19 protein-coding genes are annotated in these 20,286 nt (G+C 36.5%); 10 read left to right on the top strand and 9 right to left on the bottom strand.

Annotation, left to right across the window (positions count from 1 at the left end; translation table 11 throughout):
• Positions 1–231: 231 nt before the first annotated feature.
• Positions 232–1,269, top strand: coding sequence for a mechanosensitive ion channel family protein (locus H0173_RS04835; RefSeq protein WP_221845183.1), 1,038 nt, complete (start codon positions 232–234; stop codon positions 1,267–1,269).
• 41 nt (positions 1,270–1,310) lie between these two features.
• Here the strand turns inward: H0173_RS04835 and H0173_RS04830 are convergent, their stop codons facing one another.
• A complete protein-coding gene (locus H0173_RS04830) occupies positions 1,311–2,465 on the bottom strand; it encodes a pyridoxal-phosphate-dependent aminotransferase family protein (protein ID WP_221845181.1) in 1,155 nt (384 codons plus the stop codon).
• Positions 2,466–2,694: 229 nt separating this feature from the next.
• Between H0173_RS04830 and H0173_RS04825 the strand changes: the two genes are divergently transcribed.
• The 3 genes from H0173_RS04825 to H0173_RS04815 all read left to right on the top strand — a co-directional run bounded on the left by H0173_RS04825 (position 2,695) and on the right by H0173_RS04815 (position 5,157).
• Positions 2,695–4,287, top strand: a complete 1,593-nt coding sequence (locus H0173_RS04825; protein WP_221845179.1) for a gluzincin family metallopeptidase — start codon at positions 2,695–2,697, stop codon at positions 4,285–4,287.
• 149 nt (positions 4,288–4,436) lie between these two features.
• Positions 4,437–4,955, top strand: coding sequence for a DUF6773 family protein (locus H0173_RS04820; RefSeq protein ID WP_221845177.1), 519 nt, complete (start codon positions 4,437–4,439; stop codon positions 4,953–4,955).
• A gap of 7 nt (positions 4,956–4,962) precedes the next feature.
• On the top strand, positions 4,963–5,157 hold the full coding sequence (locus H0173_RS04815; protein ID WP_221845176.1) for a helix-turn-helix transcriptional regulator: 195 nt from the start codon (positions 4,963–4,965) through the stop codon (positions 5,155–5,157).
• A gap of 93 nt (positions 5,158–5,250) precedes the next feature.
• Here the strand turns inward: H0173_RS04815 and helD are convergent, their stop codons facing one another.
• Positions 5,251–7,515 carry an RNA polymerase recycling motor HelD gene (gene helD, locus H0173_RS04810; protein ID WP_221845174.1) on the bottom strand — a complete coding sequence of 755 codons (2,265 nt, stop codon included), beginning with the start codon at positions 7,513–7,515 and terminating at the stop codon, positions 5,251–5,253.
• A gap of 232 nt (positions 7,516–7,747) precedes the next feature.
• Between helD and H0173_RS04805 the strand changes: the two genes are divergently transcribed.
• Genes H0173_RS04805 through H0173_RS04785 form a run of 5 tightly spaced genes read left to right on the top strand, consistent with a single transcriptional unit; the run spans position 7,748 to position 10,827 of the window.
• Entirely contained in the window at positions 7,748–8,131 is a 384-nt protein-coding gene (locus H0173_RS04805) for a GntR family transcriptional regulator (protein WP_313770605.1), read from the top strand.
• Positions 8,128–9,030 (top strand): ATP-binding cassette domain-containing protein, encoded by a 903-nt coding sequence (locus H0173_RS04800; RefSeq protein WP_221845166.1) that lies wholly within the window; start codon positions 8,128–8,130, stop codon positions 9,028–9,030. The genes H0173_RS04805 and H0173_RS04800 overlap by 4 nt, the downstream gene beginning before the upstream one ends.
• Entirely contained in the window at positions 9,011–9,751 is a 741-nt protein-coding gene (locus H0173_RS04795) for a hypothetical protein (protein WP_221845164.1), read from the top strand. The genes H0173_RS04800 and H0173_RS04795 overlap by 20 nt, the downstream gene beginning before the upstream one ends.
• The gene (locus H0173_RS04790; RefSeq protein ID WP_221845162.1) at positions 9,748–10,458 is read left to right on the top strand and encodes a hypothetical protein; all 711 of its coding nucleotides are present in this window, start codon (positions 9,748–9,750) and stop codon (positions 10,456–10,458) included. Before H0173_RS04795 ends, H0173_RS04790 begins: the two co-directional genes overlap by 4 nt.
• A 48-nt stretch (positions 10,459–10,506) precedes the next feature.
• Positions 10,507–10,827, top strand: coding sequence for an ArsR/SmtB family transcription factor (locus H0173_RS04785; RefSeq protein ID WP_260631029.1), 321 nt, complete (start codon positions 10,507–10,509; stop codon positions 10,825–10,827).
• A 102-nt stretch (positions 10,828–10,929) separates the two neighbouring features.
• Here the strand turns inward: H0173_RS04785 and H0173_RS04780 are convergent, their stop codons facing one another.
• The 5 genes from H0173_RS04780 to H0173_RS04760 form a co-directional block, all read right to left on the bottom strand.
• Complete coding sequence (locus H0173_RS04780; protein WP_221845158.1) at positions 10,930–11,853, bottom strand: cation diffusion facilitator family transporter; 924 nt, start codon at positions 11,851–11,853, stop codon at positions 10,930–10,932.
• 127 nt (positions 11,854–11,980) lie between these two features.
• On the bottom strand, positions 11,981–13,831 hold the full coding sequence (locus H0173_RS04775) for an LTA synthase family protein (RefSeq protein ID WP_221845156.1): 1,851 nt from the start codon (positions 13,829–13,831) through the stop codon (positions 11,981–11,983).
• A 263-nt stretch (positions 13,832–14,094) separates the two neighbouring features.
• Positions 14,095–14,823, bottom strand: a complete 729-nt coding sequence (locus tag H0173_RS04770) for an amino acid ABC transporter ATP-binding protein (RefSeq protein ID WP_260631028.1) — start codon at positions 14,821–14,823, stop codon at positions 14,095–14,097.
• Entirely contained in the window at positions 14,820–15,464 is a 645-nt protein-coding gene (locus H0173_RS04765) for an amino acid ABC transporter permease (RefSeq protein ID WP_221845154.1), read from the bottom strand. The genes H0173_RS04770 and H0173_RS04765 overlap by 4 nt, the downstream gene beginning before the upstream one ends.
• 70 nt (positions 15,465–15,534) lie before the next feature.
• Positions 15,535–16,320, bottom strand: a complete 786-nt coding sequence (locus tag H0173_RS04760; RefSeq protein WP_221845147.1) for a transporter substrate-binding domain-containing protein — start codon at positions 16,318–16,320, stop codon at positions 15,535–15,537.
• Positions 16,321–16,769: 449 nt separating this feature from the next.
• Here H0173_RS04760 and H0173_RS04755 point away from each other — a divergent pair, with 449 nt between their 5' ends.
• Entirely contained in the window at positions 16,770–17,945 is a 1,176-nt protein-coding gene (locus H0173_RS04755) for an MFS transporter (protein ID WP_221845144.1), read from the top strand.
• A gap of 187 nt (positions 17,946–18,132) precedes the next feature.
• Here H0173_RS04755 and H0173_RS04750 read toward each other — a convergent pair whose 3' ends face one another.
• Both H0173_RS04750 and H0173_RS22515 read right to left on the bottom strand, forming a co-directional pair.
• Positions 18,133–19,389, bottom strand: a complete 1,257-nt coding sequence (locus H0173_RS04750; protein ID WP_221845142.1) for an MFS transporter — start codon at positions 19,387–19,389, stop codon at positions 18,133–18,135.
• A gap of 183 nt (positions 19,390–19,572) precedes the next feature.
• Complete coding sequence (locus tag H0173_RS22515; RefSeq protein WP_221845141.1) at positions 19,573–20,286, bottom strand: response regulator transcription factor; 714 nt, start codon at positions 20,284–20,286, stop codon at positions 19,573–19,575.

Below are 20,286 nucleotides of genomic sequence, written 5' to 3'. Positions count from 1 at the left end.
AAAACTATTGATGGAAAAAAATGATTTTTTTGATTAAGAAAAGTAATTGTTTTAACAAAATATATTTTATTGAGGTAATAATTGGAGGCGAGCATAGGACCCTTCGCACTTTTTAATAATTATTGTTTCTGATATTATAGGAAAATAGTTTTTCAGCTGATGAAAAATTATTTAATAAATATACTGACTTCGATTGCCGTCATCTTTCGTATAGGGAGGACTAGTAGAAGTATGCTTTGGGAAATGCTAACATCATATGAAAATCTAAAGGAAATAGGGATTGGTATTGGGATTTTTTTGCTGTTCCTCCTTTTTAGAAAAATTTTTGTGAAAGATATATTTGCTCTATTAGTAAAGATTGGAAAGATTGCTCCTGGTGAATTTTTATCTCAAATTTTCATAGCCTATGAAAAACCAGCACAATGGCTGTTTATCATAATCGGGATTTATTTTTCAGCACAGCACTTTCCTTTTTGGGATCATCAAAATCAATTATTTTTAAGAATAATTAGATCATCTATAATTTTAATTATTACTTGGGGTTTGCTTAATCTTGCATCTTCCTCTTCATTGTTTTTGAAGAAATTAAATGCATCTTCGAAATATAATATTGAATTTGATGAGATTCTTATTCCTTTTTTATCAAAGGCTTTGCAGTTTGTCATCGTGGCTATCAGTATAAGTGTGATTGCTCAGGAGTTTCATTACGATGTCAATGGCTTTGTGGCGGGTCTTGGTTTAGGCGGGTTAGCGTTCGCCTTAGCAGCAAAAGATGCAATTGGCAATTTATTTGGCGGAATCATCATTATTACAGAGAAGCCTTTTTCGATAGGGGATTGGATTAAGACATCGAGTGTTGAGGGGATAGTCGAGGATATTAGCTTTCGAAGCACGAAGGTTCGAACTTTTGCGCAAGCGCTTGTTACGGTTCCAAACGCTACTCTGGCAAATGAAGCAATTATGAATTGGAGCAAAGCGGGAAAACGGCAAATTAGCTTTAATTTCAAGCTTCCTCAAGATTCTTCTAAAGAGAAGATTAAAAGAGTAATAGAGGAAATTGAAGGTTATTTGAAAAATAATGAAGACATTCACCAAGATACTATCCTTGTAAACTTTGATCAATATAAAGACAGTGGACAGGAAATCTTTCTGAACTTCTATACGAAGACAACAGATTGGGGAGAGTATCTAAAGATTAAAGAAGAATTTAATTATCAAATTATGGATATTCTTGAGTATGAAATATCCTTGGAAAAGAGCCCTGTCTAAATAAAAAGTCTGTTCATTGTGGAACAGACTTTTTCTATTTATTATTTACGATGAGCAGCTAGAAAAACCTCTTGAGCTGCTTTCACTCCTGCTCCTAATTCAAAGGAGTATGAGAAATCTTGTAGAGCAGCTTCCATTAAGGAAATGGCTTGAAGAACATCACTAGGGAAACAATAGCCCATATGGCCAAAACGGAAAATCTTCCCCTGTAGGTGACCTAGGCCGCCTGCAAAGTCTAAATGGTATTTTTCCTTCAGGTGTTTCATAAATTGTCCAAGATCAATTCCTTCTGGAGTGCATATAGCCGTAATCGTTGGGGAGGCATATTCATCGCTTGTTAATAAGCCAATATTTAGTGCCTTCATCGCTTCACGAACCATATTCTTCATCAGTTCATGTCGGGCAACAGTTTGTGCAAAACCTTCTTCCTCAATCAGGTCACAGACCGCAGCTAAGCCATAAATAAGTGTAACTGCAGGCGTGTTAGGGGTCATGCCTTTTGCTGCCCAATCGCGGTAGCTTAATAAATTTAAGTAGTATGAAGGTGTGTTATTATTTTCAATTGCCTTCCAAGCTCTATCGCTAACACTAACAAGTGCCAGTCCAGGCGGCAGCATCATGGATTTTTGTGAGCCAGTTACTAAAATGTCAATGCCCCATTTATCCATTTCTGCCGGTGCTCCGCCAATACAGCTTACTCCATCGACAATAAAAAGCGCATCTGAATGTGTGTGAACAGCATTTGCCAGTTTTTCAACTGGATTAAGAATACCAGTAGAAGTTTCGTTATAAGTGGCAAAAACCGCCTTTACATTTTTTAAAGGCTTTAAGAATTCAGCCAGCTCTTCCTCTGTGCAGGCTTGACCCCATTCTTTTTCAAGTTTATGTACATGAAAACCATATTTCTCACAAATGGATACGAAATAGTCCCCAAATGCACCAACTGTAATAACGACTACCTCTTCGCCAGGTGATACTGTATTTACAGCAGCAGCCTCCAAAGCGGCAGTACCGCCCGACGGAAGTAAAAGAATTTCCTGCTCAGTACCGAATATTTGCTTTACACGATTTGTTGTGTTTCGGTACAGCTCCACAAACTCTTCGCTGCGATGGCTAATAATGTCCTCAGCCATTGCAAGTTGAACTTTTTTAGGAATAGGGGTTGGACCCGGGTGTCTTAAAATGTTCTTATACATAACTTTCCCTCCGAACTATTATTTTTTTCTGAATTTATAATTTTCTAATTATAATAGTATCATAATGGCAATGAATAATTAAGAAATAAGAGATTGATGATTTCTTGGTTGTAAGGGTTTAAATTATTTTCCATTTACTGTTTTAGATCTAGAAAAGTCAATCGAGTTTTATCGGCAGGAATGTTAATATATTTATGTCTTTCCTATTTTTAACTAATGGAGGTAAAAAATGAATAGTATATTTGACTTAGATACACTAATTCTCATTCAAGACGAGGAAGAATGGAAAAAAGCATATGAAAAAGAAATTCATAAATTAGATAACAGTTTTAGGGAGCTTGCTGAGATAGAATTTAATGAGCTAAAAGGAATGGATAATTCACTTCGATTGGAAGAAATACAAAATGAACATAATCAATTGTTTATGGATAGTCGGTTTCTTTCCCATTTGGAATATTGGGAAAAGAAGGTTTCAGATGTATTTTGGAAAAGAAGATTATCGGTATTAATGAAAAAAGTAATGGAATCTCGAATTGAAAGTGACTTCAGAGTTGTAAAAATTAAACAAGCACTTCAAGAAAAAATCATGAATAAATTAATTGTTTTCAACTCGGAAGAAATTCCTATGGCAAAAGTTCAAACCCATTTTATGAACAATCCCGACAGAATATTAAGAAAAGCATTATTAAAAGAGGCAAATATTTTTGGAGAAGAATTGTCATCTGAATTCAAGAAATTAATAGAAGTTAGAAACCAACTTGCAAAAGAGGAGGGATTTGATAATTATCATTCTTATTTATTTAATGGAATATATAATTTGAGTTTTCAAGAGTATTTTGCTCAAGGAAGTAAATTAATTAAAGGGGTCGAGAATATATCTGCGGAATGGGAAAACCAGTTTAGAGATAAGTTTGGATGGGATAAATCAGAATATTCTGATGTTCTATATACAGCTCTGAATTATTTTGACATTCCAGAGTCGCTTTTTCTAGGTGAGAAAATTATTGATGCCTATCACTTTACTTGTCGTCATTTTGGATTAGAACCGGAGCATCTTCCTATCTCCTTTGATTTATATGATATACCTTTTGGTGGATTAATGAGTGCCATTTCTTATGATGACATTCGGATAATGGTTAAAAAAAGGAACGGGTTTTCGGGATTTTCAGTAGGTCTACACGAAATGGGACATGCTATATATGAGTATTTCTCCTCTAGAAGGGCACCCGAATTATTCCGATTTAAGAATATTATTGGCCATGAGATTATGGCTGAAATATTTATGACCATTGCATCACAAAGAGAATGGCTTGAAGATTTTCTTGAAGTTGATTCAAAAATAATTGAAAAAATTAAAGCCTCTGAACATCTATTTTCATTAACTTTAACTAAACTATATTTCTATCAAAGTATACTAGAACAAAAAATATATGAAAATCCAAATCAAGATTTACAAGCGTTGGCAAATAGTGTATTTGAAGAAATATATGATATTAAAGCAGAGGCAATTCATCCTGCGACAGATATGATGTATCTTCTTTATCCTGTTTATACTCATAACTACATTTATGCTTATGCTGCTAGAGATATGATTAGGAGTAAATTTGAAGTAGAGGGATTATATAAGTCAAACACTTTATTTGATATTCTTAAAACTGAGTTCATGGAACCAACTGAAGAAAAAGACTGGATAGAAAAAATAAGACTTATATGTGACGAAGATTTTACATTTAAATATTTTGAAAAATACTTATATACAGGAACTCTGCAAGACCGATTGGATTACTATAGGCATGAAAAGGGTCATATGGAGTTTTTCTAAAGGATTCTAAGAATCTGTTTTTGAGAACAGGTTCTTTTTTATTTTTAGATGTGTAAGATTTTGATTACTTTATGTAATATATATATTGCATTTTGTTTAGTATATTGTATACTGGTATTAATTAGGATTCTGTTAAGGGGGAGAATAAAATGAATTGGTTTCAAAAAAGAAAAAAGGCAGTAGATGAACGGGTTTTAAATATGCAGAACAAAATTTATAGAGAAATATATTTGCTTATTATGGGGATTTGTTTTCTATCCATTGTTGTCAAAATGTATATTTTTAACTTGGAACCGGAGCAAAGCATCACAGAATTTATCATCTTATTAATTAGCGGTATTTATTACACAGTCCGAGCGACCAGGTTAGGCATTTTTTCAGACGAAGTTGAAATTCATGACCGCAATTGCAAAATTCCAATGAGCTCTAAAAATGTATATTTTGGTCTTGGATTTGGATTATTGATGAGTCTATTCTTTGGAGTACGCAGTGCAATTGTGTATGGTGATGGTTATGGGAATACGATTTTTACTTTTGTGCTAGTCTTCTTCGTTTCTCTCATGATGTATGTTCCGTTTTTTCTAATTGTTATTGTTGGGCCTTTTTCTGCTGCCAAGTTTGCCAGTAAAAAAGTAGCCGCAAAAGACTTAGAGGATGATGAAGAGTGAGGACGATATGAAGAATTTGAAATTAAAGGTAGCCAGAATAGAAAAGGATTTGTCGCAGGAGGAATTAGCCAATATTGTTGGGGTGTCCAGGCAAACGATAGGTCTGATTGAAAAAGGGAAATATAACCCTAGTTTGAATTTATGTATATCCATTTGTAAGGCTTTAAATAAAACATTGGATGAGCTGTTTTGGGAAGAGTGAGAAACTTAACAAACATCAGTTTCCACTTATTCAAAATCCTATTAAATAAGGACCTCCCGATTAATTGGGGAAGTCCTTATCATCGCTAAACTCCTAAATAATAATAAAATCGCCATCACTTAATCCATAGAAATATAAGCGATGCAAAGGTCTTGTCATGGCCACATACAGAAGCTTAATGTCCAGCTCAGACTGAGGAGAAAAAGACTCTTCAAGCGAAATGATGATGACGGCATCAAACTCTAAACCCTTTGCGAGAAAGGAGGGGACAATGACAATCTCATCTTTTGGGATTTTCGCTTGTTCCGCGAGCAACGTCACAGGCTCATTGGAATGCTTCTCGAAAAGGGAATGAAGAAGTTTGCAATCTTTCATTGTCTTTCCAATGACCGCAAAAGTTTTATATTTTTCTTGTTTTAGGTCAGCCACATGATCTTCAATTTGTTGAATAAGCTCTTTTCCTTCTTTTCTTTTAATAAAGACCGGATTTTCTCCATGGCGAACAACAGGTTCTACTTTTGGAAATGAGTAGGGAAGAAGCTTTAACAGTTCATTCGCCTGCTCCATAATCTCAACTGTTGTTCTATAGCTCTTTTGTAACTCTGTATAGATGGCACGCGGAAAGATGTCCGTTAGAACTGCATCCCAATTCGTTAGCCCTCTATAGGAGTGGATTCCTTGTGCTAGATCGCCAACAAGCGTAAACATATCTGTATCCAATGCCTTCTTTAAAGATAGAAGCTCCATAAAGCTGTAATCCTGTGCCTCATCAATGACTATATTCTTTGCTTTATATTCTTTAGGAATGCCATAAAGATACACCTGTAAATAAAGCAGGAGTGAAAGGTCTTCTCTTTCATATTTCTTTTTCATGAATAAGCTTTGGCTGTACTGGCACAAAGATGTTGCTTCCTGCTCAGTTAACCCGCCTTCTGCCCATTGGCAGAGAAGTGAAGGATCCTCAAATAGCTCATGAAAATATTGTAGAAGTGTTTTTTTCGGAAATTGTTTCATATAAGATGGAACAGCATTTCGGATGGCTTTTTTTATTTCATCGAGGCGCTTTGCCTTTTTATCTAGTGCATCAGAAACATATTGTCTCCTTCTCTCCGGATCCTTTCCATGATAAAGAGCCCTTTCGATTCGTTCATCGTAAAAGGTTTCTATTTTGCCTATCATCTCTTTCTTCTTTTTTGCTACATCATTTTGAAGAATGGCTTTTAGCTTATCAAGTCTCTTGTAGAGAGGCAGGTAGTTATAATCCGTTTTAAAAAGATGAATGAATTTTTTATGGCTAAATAGACGATATTTATCAACCATAAAATCTTCTGTTGGAAAAAAGGTTCTGTAAATGCTTAATAAATAGTTGGATAGAATGACATGAAAGACTGGAGAACCCTTTATCGATGATACCCAAGCTGACAGTTGGCAACCCTTGCTCTCAGGCTCTTCTAGCAGGCGGACTAATTTATTATCATTGACAATATTAAGTTTTTTCCCGAGACAAAATTGCACATATTCTTGAAGTGTCGTCTGACGTACTCTTTCAACTCCGAGCTCTGGGAGTGCTTCAGATATGTAGTCAATGAATAAACGGCTCGGTGCAAGGATCATAAGCTGTTCAGGTGCGAAGTTTTCTTTGTACTGATAAATAAAGTAACTGATCCGGTGGAGGGCAATGGTTGTTTTTCCACTTCCGGCAGCTCCTTGGACAATAATAGGTTTATTTAAATCAGCACGAATAATTCGATTTTGTTCTTCTTGAATGGTTGAAATAATATCTGTGAGGCGGTTGCTTGAGCTTTTGGAAAGTGATTCTTGAAGCAGTTCGTCAGTTGTTGTTAAATCAATGTCACGAATTTCCTGAAGTTCGCCATCCTCAATCATAAATTGGCGTTTTAATGAAAGGTATCCATTAAAGCCTTCATCGTAAGAGTCATAATGAACCTCTCCCAGCAGGCCCTCATAATAGAGATTGGCAATCGGCGATCTCCAGTCCACAATAATTTGCTCCTTATTTTCCCTTGAGTAGAGAGACGTCTTCCCGATATAAAGGATTTCTTCGTCCTTCAAATCCTGCAACAGAAAATCAATTCGGGCAAAATAAGGCTTGTTCCTAGCGTTTTTTAAACTTTTTAATTCGTCACGGGACATTTCGAAGAATCTAGCATTTGTTAATAGAGAAGCATAGCCTAAGCTTGATTCCAGCCAATCAGCATCCTGAAAGGCTTCCTTCATGTTTTCTTGAAACTGATCCTTACTTGTTTCAGCTGTCTTTATTACGACATCCATATACTTCTTAGTAAAATCTAAACGTTGAATTTCTTTTTCAAAATCGGGGTGTTGTTGAGATGACATTCTTTCTTCCTCCCATTTCATTTTCAGCCGCAATGGGGAAGTACTTTTGGAGCATGAGTGATAAGAAATTTATATTATCAGAAAAATTAAATGGAAGCAAGAGGAAAGGGCAAGGGACGATTCTCTTGTTCCGCTATAATTGGGAAACGGTACTGACAATATGTCGCTTGATTTATTTTCCAATTTATTATATAGTACATTACAACAGTAATGCACTATGTTGGAGGGGGCGGTGACAATTCTTAATACAGAAGGTACAAAACCTATTTATATTCAAATTGCAGAATGGATCGAGAATGAGATAATAAACGGCCACTTCCAAAGTGATGATAAAGTGTATTCGCAATATCAATTAGCGGATATGTATACGATAAATCCAGCAACAGCGGCAAAGGGGCTAAGCCTTCTTGTAGATGAACAGATTCTATACAAAAAGAGAGGCCTTGGTATGTTTGTCACAGCAAATGCCAAAGAAATCATATTAAATAAACGAAAAAATCAAACTTTGAAAAGGCTAGTTCAGGAAGTTGTTTTAGAAGCTAAGAGATTGCAGCTTAGTGAAACAGAATTGATCGAAATGATAAAGGCCGAACAATCAGGGGAGGGGCAGTTATGAAGATTATAGAATGCAAGAACTTAACGAAAACCTATTTCCGGAAAACAGTATTAAATAATCTTTCATTTACGTTGGAGGAAAATAAAATCACTGGATTAATTGGTCGGAATGGTGTTGGGAAAACAACCTTACTGAAGATCATTTCAGGATTTATTAACGAGACTTCCGGAGAAATAAAAGTATTCTCGGAAAAGCCCTTTAACAGTTTGAATGTTTCCACGAATTCTATATTTATAGATGATCAGATGAGTTTTCCTCCCGCGCTGCAGCTCTATGAATTATTAGATGAGGGAGGCAGATTTTATCCTAATTGGGATAAAGACTTAGCGAAGCGATTAGCCGATTATTTTTCATTTGATCTTAAAAACTATCATCACCGTCTTTCGAAGGGAAAGGTAAGTACGTTTAATGCCATTATAGGCATAGCTTCCCGTGCTCCTTTAACGATATTTGATGAACCGACTACAGGAATGGATGCAGCCGTAAGAACGGATTTTTATCGTGCGCTGCTTAAGGATTATCTTGCCCATCCGCGAACAATCATTATTTCGAGTCATCATCTAGAAGAAATAGAAGACTTATTAGAAGACGTTCTTCTTATTAAAGATGGACACATTCATATGCATATGCCAATGGACGAGTTAAAGGAATGGGGCATTGGCTTAAAAGGCTCATCGACTGCTATTCTAGAATTAATTGCGGAACGAAAGATTGTATATGAAAAATGGATTGGCGAAAACACGTTATATGCTGTTGTAAAAAATGATTTTATTGAGCTTGAGCTGCAAAATGCAAAACGAGCAGGTGTAGAGATAACATCTGTTTCTCCTAGCGATTTATGTGTTTATGTAACAAGCGAAACGAAAGGAGGAATTGATGATGTCTTTCACAACCGCTAATTTACCCGATGTAGTGAAAAGCCAATTTTTATTCAAGTTAAAAGCAAATATTGATTCATTCAGCGCTTTAGTAGGGATTCAACTATTAGCGATGCTATTTTCAATGGGGGGAGCTAATTCGTATGTTTCCTCGTCAGATCGAATGGTTTTAAGCATAAGTTATTTCTCAAGCGATGTGGTTATTGCCTTTACGATGATTTGGGCTTTCGTAACAGGTATAACGATCACAACGAAGCCTAATCGGAATTTTGATTTCGTGTTTGTAACAAATCGCTTAAGCAGCAGTCTTGCCAATATCCTCTTTTTGTTAACAGCCAGCATAGTTGGCGGCGTTACCGCGATATTAGCAAGAGGTCTGCTTTTAGCTGTAAGGTATATTTTTTTTCATGAACATTATTTCACCTTGCCAGTCACATCATTTGATTTCCTGATTGGCGTTGGAGCAACAGTTCTCTATTTGTTCTGTTTGAGTGCAATTGGTTATTTTGTTGGGGCACTTGTACAATTTAGTAAGTTATTTGTGATAGTGATTCCTGCTGTCCTCATTGGAATGTTATTTATTAGTGCTGTAATAAATAGTGAGCCGTACCTTGTGTATGTTTACGAGTTTTACCTTGTGGAGCCGTCTTTCGGATTGTTTTTTTTCAAAGTTGTTCTAACGGCTTTCTTATTTTTCATTGCCTCGATTGGCATATTAAATCGGATGGAGGTTAGGAGATGAGTATATTGTTAACCTTACTTCTGATTGCTGCTTTCTTTATTTTTGTTTCAATGTTTTCAATAATGAATTTAAAGAGAAAGCTTTTTACGGTCAAAGTGACACATTGGCTGTTAATCATTTATGTAGGAGTACTGCTGCTTTCGGGGCTTTATATTATGTTAGTAACAAAAGTCAATGTTATTAACGGGGAGAAAATTGAAAATAAGAATGATAGTTGGGATAGAGTAAGCCAATTTCATACTATCTTATATGAAGGAAGGACAAATGAGCTTGCAAGCAGGCAATTACTAAAGGCTGAGTCTTATGACTTCAATCAAAACTTACTTAATATTGGAATCACTGGATATGATAAAATTATTTATGTTGAACGAAAAGACATTGATGATGGGAAGATTGAAGCGCGCGTATATACAGATGGCATAATTGTAAGCGGCTTTGATTTCTCTCAACACATAAAGCCTGTAAACTTCCATATGAATGATGATACACTAAAAATAACTTATCCTGATCATCAAAAGATTAATATTTCTGTTGTGAGAAAAGAATTCACAATCAATCAATTTACCGGCCAAAATCCAATTAATGATATTAATGGGGACGGTCAATTAGCAGTATATTTAATTATTCCAAAGTCACTTCAACTGCATAGTGATGTTGCACAATTCCAATATGTACAGGACAAGGGGACGGTTTCATCGTCCAAATAAACTAAAAAGCGGGACGAAGGAGCCCATTGCTATGAGAGGATGATATTTTTGGAGCAGGAAGGTCAGTTCTCTAAATCTAAGGAACTTGATGAGGAAACTCTCTTTATTGTGTCTCAAACGTTCAAAGCGCTGTCTGATCCGACCCGGATTCGGATCCTTCATTTATTGTTTGAAGGCGAGCATTCAGTCAATGATATCGCCGAAAAACTCTCGTTACTTCAATCAACTGTTTCACATCAGCTTCGATTTCTGAAAAATTTACGTTTGGTCAAGTTTAGACGAGAAGGAACTTCACTTTTTTATTCTTGTGATGATGATCATGTCATGGGTATTCTCAAACAAACGATTGAACACGCGAACCATCATTAATACATTAGCCAAGATAAATAGGACAGCCCGTAAAAAGGCTGTCCATTGGCATGTATAAATTTATTATCGTAGGAGGAAGACAGCCCCGTCCCCTCGTCAAGTTTAGTTGCAGCTTCCATGATGATTAGGGCAGCCAAATTCTCGTTTTTCTACTTGGATTGTACTATGCTCAATTCCGAAATCATCATGGAGAATGGATTGTGCATGATGGAGGATAATGTCATGGACTCCATCTTCATCAATGCCGATATGACAGCTTAGCATTGGCATTCCAGATGTTATGGACCATATATGAATATCGTGCACTTCCTTGACATGCGGGATGTTTGTCAGAGCCGATTTCACTTGCTCTATCTGAAGATGAGCAGGAGTTCCCTCCATAAGAATGTGCAGAGAATCTTTTGTTACTCTCCAGCCGCTTACAATTATCAGAATTGCTACAAGGACACTGGCGATCGGATCGGCAATGCCCCATCCAAAGACCATCATTAGCAATGCTGCAATAATGGCGCCAACTGAACCGAGCATGTCTCCAATTACATGCAAGAAAGCACTTCTGATATTTAAGTTCTCTTCTTTATTCCCTCGCATGAGAATCCAGGCTGCTACAATATTGATAAGTAATCCAAGCGTTGAAATAATCAGCATTCCTCCACTGAGAACCTCAGGGGGATTGAAAAACCTGTGATAGGCTTCGAAAAAAATATAAATAGAAATAAGAATCAACGTGATACCATTTAATGCAGCAGCTATAATTTCAAATCTTTTATAGCCATATGTTTTAGAGGCTGAAGCTTTTCTTTCCCCAAGTTTAATGGCAAATAGGCTTAAACCTAATGCCACTGCATCACTCAGCATATGACCGGCATCAGATAGAAGAGCTAAGCTGTTTGTCATGATTCCGCCAACCACTTCAACAACCATAAACGTTGAGATTAAAAGAAAAGATAGAAATAAGGCTTTTTTATTTTCAATGTTTCCATGAGAATGGTTATGCCCATGTGAATGACCGTGGTGATGTCCCATCTTTACCCCCCCTATTTCATTATATGAATATATACTCATATATACATTATGACGAATATCGCAAAATGTTGCAACAATTATCTGAAATGAAACTAGGACCAAATCAATTTGGTCCTAGTTTGTATTATTATTTTGCCGCATCTTTCCGTATATAGTCAGAGTATTGCAGAATAAGTAATGTATTATTAATCTTTTTTTGAAGCTCTTTAGTATCCTTTGTTTTTTTCATTGTTGTTCGGTTATACAAGGAAGCGGGATGTTTTGCGCTTGGTGCTGTATAGAGCAGTTCATTGCTAATAAAAGAACCACCAGGCATATAATATCGCATTCCGAGCAGGTTATTTTTATATTGAAATAGATTATGCCCGATCATTTGGGCATCATGTTCAATTCCAAGCAGGTTTAACAGTGTGGGCATTAAATCAATTTGACCACCAAGTCTTGAGTATTTTTCCCCCATGAAAATATCATGTGCAACGAAGAAAACAGGCACAGTAAAACGGTCATGTAAGTTATAACTATGTCCAAGTATTTCCTTTAAAATCTCTTGATCCTTATCCGTAACAGGAGCTCCGTGTAAACCTGAATGGTCGCCATAAATTAATATAAGAGAATTCTCATAAATCCCAAGTTCTTTAAGCTTATTTATAAATTTCCCTATTTGCTCATCTGTATAACGAACCGATTGTAAATAGTTCCCGACGTAAGTTCCATCATATTCCTCAGGCAAATTAAGTAATTCCATGTCAACTGGCATTTCAAAAGGAGTGTGGCTTGTTAAGGTGATAATATTTGAATACATTTTTTGATGTTTATCCAGTTGCATTGGCAGCTGTTTCTCGACAAAGCTAAATAGGATTTCATCAGCTGGACCGAATCCAACTTCCTTTTCTTTAGGAATTTCATTGCTTGTATACATATAGTCAAACCCGAGTGCCGGGTACAACTTGTCGCGGCTCCAATAAGTAATATCATCGGCATGGTAGGTAGCAGTTCCATAACCATGCATTTTCAAGGTTTTAACAAGAGAAGGAATTTCGCTGCCATCTATGACATTGACTGTTGGGTCCATTCCTTCAGGATAGAGGGACGTATGCATGAGCCATTCAGCATCTGATGTATTGCCAGCACCAATTTGTTGGTACACATTACTGAAATATGCGCTATCCTTTAAAAGGGCATTTAAATTTGGCGTAATTTCCTGTCCTGCAATCGTTTGATTAATAGTAAACTCCTGTAAGGATTCTACTTGAATAACAAATACTTGGCGATCCTTCGCAATGCCAAATGTGCGGTGTTCAGAGAAAGGGGTATACATATTGCCTTTTAATTTTGCTAAATCCTCATCAGTTAATTGTTCATTCTGTGCGAAGGCCCTGCCATATCCCCGTTCATACATTTGCACAAATTGGGATTGAATGTATCCATGTTTTTTAGCGAAATAGGATACGTCGACTAAAGGGTAGAAAAAAGCCAGAACTGTAGTGACTAATCCCGCACAGCTAAAGCTAATTGCCCACTTTTTAGTGACTGCAAAACCACTTCGTGGATCGGATTTTGAGAAGTACCAAATGAAAGGAAGCACAAATACAACATCTGCGAAAAATAAGAAATCATATGGTGTTCCGAGCAGAGCTACCGTACCTTTGACTGAGTTTGATTGGTATACTTGTTTCACATCGTAGTAGGAAGGAATTGTTGAAAAGTATCTTGTGTAAAAAACGACCACAATAAAGAGAGTAGAAAGTCCAAGATTATAAAGCCAAATCGATAGCCATTTCCGTTTTTTTGTAAGGAAAATAAGTACAGATAAACAGAGTGCCCACAGAGGGAACTCGATGAACAAAACATGAAGAATGGATTTGTTATTAAAAATGACAATTTGAAAGGCTGTAATTTTTAGAAAAAGAATAAGCATGATCAAGGTAAATGGATGAGTGATGACATTTTTAAATTTTTCAGGCCAGAACTTATTCATTGAAAAAGGCACCTCTTGAAGTAATAATCATCCTAAACTTTACCAAAAGGACTTTAAGTCTTGCAAACAATATATATGTGATTTTTGATTTTTTATGTAGAAGAAAAAGGCGGTGAGTTTTTAAAATTGGATAAATGTAGAGAACGGTTGGTATTGATCGGTGAGACAGTATTTTGCTCAAATCAAAGTTTGAAGTACTTGTTTTAGCATAAATTTAACAGCCTCTAATAGTGAGAGGCTGCTAAAGTATTCGTTATCATGAATTATAAAACTTTACTTAAGAATGCTTTTGTCCGTTCGTGCTGAGGGTTTCCAAATATCTCATTTGGCTCATTTTCCTCTACAATGTAACCGCCATCCATGAAAATGACTCGATCGCCAACTTCTCGGGCGAATCCCATTTCATGTGTAACAACTACCATGGTCATCCCTTCTTGAGCAAGCTGCTTCATAACCTCTAATACATCACCGACCATTTCAGGATCTAGTGCTGAAGTAGGTTCGTCAAATAGCATGATTTTTGGATTCATTGCTAAAGCTCTGGCAATGGCAACTCGCTGCTTCTGACCGCCTGATAATTCTCCTGGGAAGCTGTTAGCCTTTTCCTTAAGGCCAACTTTATCTAGAAGCTCTAGTGCAATTTTCTGTGCTGCATCTTTTTCCATTCCAAGAATCTTTATTGGCCCAAGCGTAATGTTTTCTACGACCGTTTTGTGGGGGAATAAGTTGAATTGCTGAAAAACCATTCCCACTTCTTGTCTTACCTTGTTGATATTAATTTTAGTATCTGTAATATCATGACCATTTATGATAACCTGTCCGCCTGTAATTTCCTCTAAACGATTCATGCATCGTAAAAAGGTACTTTTTCCAGAACCAGACGGTCCAATTACACAGACAACTTCTTTTTCTTTAATTTCTGCATTAATATCTTTTAGTACTTCTAGTTGACCAAAAGATTTTTTTAAATTTTTAACTTGAATAATACTCATCGTAATTGAAATCTCCTTTCTAGGAAGCTAGCAAGCAAGGAAATTAAATAAATAATAATAAAATAAATGATACCAACGGCAAGCCAGATATTAAATGCCTCAAATGTTGCTGCGGATTGTATTTGACCTTGCTGTGTCAGGTCAGCAATTCCGATGATCGAAAGCAGAGAAGTGTCCTTTAAGCTAATAATGGATTGATTTGTAATTGTAGGAAGCATTCTTCTAAAGGCTTGAGGAAGTACAATATAACGCATTGTTTGTGGACCGGTAAAGCCAATGGATCTCGCAGCTTCTGTTTGTCCTTTATCGATAGATTGGATTCCCGCACGGATAATTTCGGAAAAATATGCCCCTGCATTGATCGCAACCGTGATAATACCAGCTGTTGTATTATTTAATGAAATAAAGCCTAAAGTATTTAGTCCAAAGTATATAAAGAATAGTTGAACAATAAAAGGTGTTCCCCGAATAGCATCTACGAAAATTTTAGCGATCCAATTTAGAATTTTAAGTGGGGAAAGTCTTAGTAGGGCAACAACAAGTCCAAGCAAGAAGCCTAAAATGATAGCAATGCAAAATATATATATGGTTACTTGCAATCCTCTCATTAAATAGGGCAAGACAGATAAAATCGTCTCCATCTTTAAGTCATCTCCTTTCAATAAGAAAGCGCGCACGAATGCGCGCTTTTATACTTCTATTATCGAAAAATTATTGCTCACCAAGGTAAGTTTTTAAAATTTCATCGTATTTTCCATTTTCCTTAAGCTCAGCAAGGCCTTTATTAATCTTGTCTAATAGCTCTTGGTTTTTGCCCTTTAGAACAGAAATACCGTATTGGTCTCCATTTAAACGGTCACCGACAATTTTTAATCCTAGGTCTTTTTGGGCAATTGCATAAGCGATAACAGGGTAATCTTCGATAAGCGCGTCAGCATTTCCATTTGATACTTCTTGGAACATCGCTGGGCTGTCATTGAATTGAACAACCTTAAATCCTTTGCTATCTGCATTGGCTTGGGCGAAGTTAGCGCCTGAAGTTCCTTTTTTCACTGCTATCGTTTTGCCTTTTAAATCGTCTACAGTTGTAATTTCGCTATTATCTTTTTTAACTACTAAAGTAATACCAGCATCAAAGTAAGGCTCAGAGAAATCAACAATTTTCTTTCTTTCATCTGTAATGCTCATTCCAGCAATTGCGATGTCAAGCTGATTAGCTTGCATAGCAGGAATGATGCCGCCAAAGTCCATTGGGCTAAGTTCAATTTTGAATCCCTGGTTTTCTGCGATCGCATTGATTAGTTCGATATCAATTCCCTTATACGTGCCATTTTCCTCGTATTCAAAAGGAGGATAAGTTGTATCAACTCCAACTTTATATACTTTTGAATCTTCAGCTTTACTGCCACCAGCTTTTTCATCTGTTTTGCTTGTTCCGCATGCAGCTAATAAGAGGCTTAGTACTAGGAATAAACTAATAATACTAATTTTCTTCATTTTCAAACCACTCTCCCTTTTCCGATTGTCTATATGTTGTGAATTTTTTATAAATATACCATAAAAGAAAGAAAGCGTATACATAATTCGACAAAAAAATAGGTATTTCATCATTAAAAGATTCTTATTGTAGAATAGTAAAGATTTAAGAATATTGACATAAACGATCTCATTATTATGATAATTGTGTATTTTCATCATTTTCTTAAAAATATATTAATATTATACAATTATTGGGATTTCGCTAGTTGCAATTACAAGAACATGCTGTTTTTTATATGTACATTTCTCTTTTTTTGGCAATTGTAAATTTGATTATTTTCCTATCTTAAAGACATTCCCTTATTGCAAAATTGAAACCTGGTATACAATGTATTAGGATAGAAAATAATACCATGAAATAATACAATATAAATGAGAAAAAGACATTCTGAGAGGACAGATTTTAATTGGAAACTAAAAAAGCACTACCTGTATTATTCCTAGTCATGTTTCTAGTCATGGTGGGCTTCGGCATTATTATCCCAGTTCTGCCGTTTTATGCAGAACAAATTGGGGCAAGCCCTGCAGAACTAGGCTGGCTAATGGCTGTTTATTCATTAATGCAGCTACTCTTTGCACCGATGTGGGGGAAGATTTCAGACCGAATCGGCAGGAAACCGGTCATTGCAATTGGAATTGCCGGCTTATCCTTATCGTTTTTCATAACAGCCTTTGCAACACAGCTTTGGATGTTATTTGCAGCAAGAATAGTAGGGGGGATTCTATCCTCAGCTAATATGCCGACCGTTATGGCATATGTTGCAGATATTACGAGTGAGGAAGACCGGGGAAAAGGAATGGGCATCATCGGTGCTGCAACAGGATTAGGATTTATATTTGGCCCAGCGATCGGCGGGATATTTTCAAAAATGAGTCTAACCTTGCCTTTTTATATCGCAGGTACTACCTCAGCGTTAACTTTTATATTTGTTCTGCTTATCTTAAAGGAATCATTAACGGGTGAACATAAAAATCAGCAAGCCCAGAAGAGAGCATCCATGTGGACTGCGTTTACAGGTTCATTATCGATTCTATTTTTTTTACAGCTGTTCATGTCACTATCTCTTTCAGGCTTAGAAGCTACCTTTGCTTATTTCGCCGCAAAAAGAGCAGGGTTGGAAAGTGTTCAATTAGGCTATATTTTCATGATTATGGGACTGGCCAGTGCTATTGTTCAGGGTGGTCTCATTGGAAGGCTTACAAAGAAGTTTGGAGAGGGAAATGTTATTCAAGGCGGGATCATTATTTCATCTATTGGGTTTGCCTGCATATTGCTCGTTAATAATTTTGCAACGGCAGCTCTATTTCTAACTATATTTGGGGTAGGGAATGGGGTTATACGCCCAAGTGTTTCTGCACTGATTACGAAGAAATCACTGGCAGGGCATGGAAGTTCAACAGGGCTGCTATCCTCCTTTGATTCTTTAGGAAGAATTGTCGGTCCGCCTTTAGGAGGCTGGCTATTCTCTATCCAGGCAGGGCTTCCATACATTTCAGGTGCTATTTTATCCCTAATTGCGTTAGTACTGTATCGGGTCTATGTCGTCAAATCAGGGAAAACAATTTTTTATAAGCCTAGTTGAAAATGGAAAAACCCCTAATTTCTTTAGAAATTAGGGGTTTTTCATCAAGATATATCGGCGACTTTCAAGATATATCGGCGACTTTCAAGATATATCGGCGACTTTCAAGATATATCGGCGACTTTCAAGATATATCGGCGACTTTCAAGATATATCGGCGACTTTCAAGATATTTCAGGTAATCTTTTTATTTTGCTGCACCTTCAACGTTCGGACGGTTGTTTTCGTCAATGAACATTACTGCAATTGTACCAATAACAAGTAATGCGCCAGCAAAATAGAATCCAGTGTTTAAGCTTCCTGTAACGTCTGTTAGGAATCCTGTGATATAAGGTGCCAAGATGGATCCGCACATTCCGATAAAGTTGTAAACACCGAAAGATGTACTATAAGCATTTTTTGGAGCATTATCAGCGATAACTGCAACAAGTACAGGGTTTGTACTGATCTTACCAAAGATACCGTAACCAATTAAGGCAACATAAAGTACTGTCATACTATCGAAGAATACGATTGATACTAGGGCAATGATAGATAATGGAAGCATAACTAATAGTACTGGCTTACGTTTACCCATTCTGTCTGCAACCCAGCTGAAGAAAATAGATCCAGGAATGGCTGCCCAAGGAACTAAGGATGAAACGAAGGCAACATTTCCACCAGTAATTCCGCGTTCATGCTCTAAGTAGTAAGGAATCCAAGAGATTACTACGAAGAATGCATAAATGGCACTGAAAATTGTGATGTAGGCTGCAATTAAGTTTTTGTTTTTAAATAAAACAGAGAGTTTAAGCTTTTCGCCATTATTTTCTGTTGCTTTTTGCTCTTTTGATTTTGGTTTCTCTTTAATTACCCACCACATTGCGAAGCCAATTAGCACAACTGGAACAGCAATGATGAAGAATGGTGATCTCCAGCTCATATTATATTCATGAACTGCATAACTGGAAATATAGTAACCTAGTGAAGTTCCGAATGCCATACCACTATTGATAATAGCGCTACCCACTGTAATGTGCTTAGGAGGTATCGCTTCAGATGATAGGCCGTAAGATGGTCCATAGAAGAACCCTTGGAAAATACCTACTAATAACCAAGTAGACATAAATAAGAAGAATGACGGCATCAAACCAGTTACTGCGGCAAAAATACCGAATAGAATAACCCCTGGTACTAGCACTTTTTTCTTACCTATTTTATCCCCTAAAATACCTGAAGGGATGTTAAGTCCTGCATAACCTAAGAAGAAGATACTCATAATTAAACCGAGCTGTGAATTGCTTAAGCCAAATGCATTTTGAATGTCGCCCATGATTGGGTTCAGAATTGTACGGGTAGCGTATAGGGCAACCCAACCTAAAAAGAATACGGTTACAATTTTGATCCAATAGGGAATTCCACCGCTTTTTGCTGCCGGTTCATTGTGATCCAAAACCTTTGCCATTTTGTGTTCCTCCTAAAGAGTATTTTAGTTGCTAAACAGCAATTAAAAGTATTAAATTATTACAATCAAACTATAAGATATTGGACGTTGCAGTAGAATAAAAATGAGAGGTTTAACATTGCAAAAAGATTAAAATCCATAAAAATTCCCATATTGCATCAGGGCAATATGGGATTAATATTTTTATTCCTTTGGTACGCTTCGAAGCATGTATCCAAGGCCTGGATACGTGACAATATATTCTTCTTTATTAGGCAAATGTTCTTTAATTTTCCGGCGAATTCTGGCAATGCCGACTCGTAAATATTCAACGTCATCTCTGTATTGAGGTCCCCATACTTCAGATAAAAGAGTTTCATGCTGGACAACTTTATCTAAATTTAATGCTAAAATTTCCATAACAGAATACTCCGTTTGAGTAAGCTTAAATTCCTCATTATTAATCCAGCAGCGTTTGCTTCCAAGATCAATTGCTAAATCTCCAGTACGAATAACAGGGGTCTTCGCTAAACCGGGCTCCGCATGATTAGATTGGCTTCTTCTCAGCACCGCATTTACCCTTGCAAACAATTCATCCAATGAAAAGGGCTTTGTTAAATAATCATCTGCACCGACATTTAATCCATGAACCTTATCTTTTGGATTACTTCTAGCTGTTAGCATAATGACTGGAACATCTGAGAATTTCCGCAGCTTGTCCAAAACATAAAATCCATCGTGACCTGGCATCATAATGTCTAGGAGAATAAGGTCGGGTGAAATAAGGTCAAATTTATCAAATAGCTCCTCACCCGAATTAACAGTAGTTACTTCATAACCGATAGATTTTAAGTTTGCTGCTACAAAACGTACAATTTTTGGCTCATCATCGACAATGCAGATTTTATTGCCTTTCAC

The organism is Bacillus sp. S/N-304-OC-R1, assembly GCF_019749375.1.
GTDB lineage: Bacteria > Bacillota > Bacilli > Bacillales > Cytobacillaceae > Cytobacillus.
This window is presented reverse-complemented; position numbering and strand designations above follow the sequence as displayed.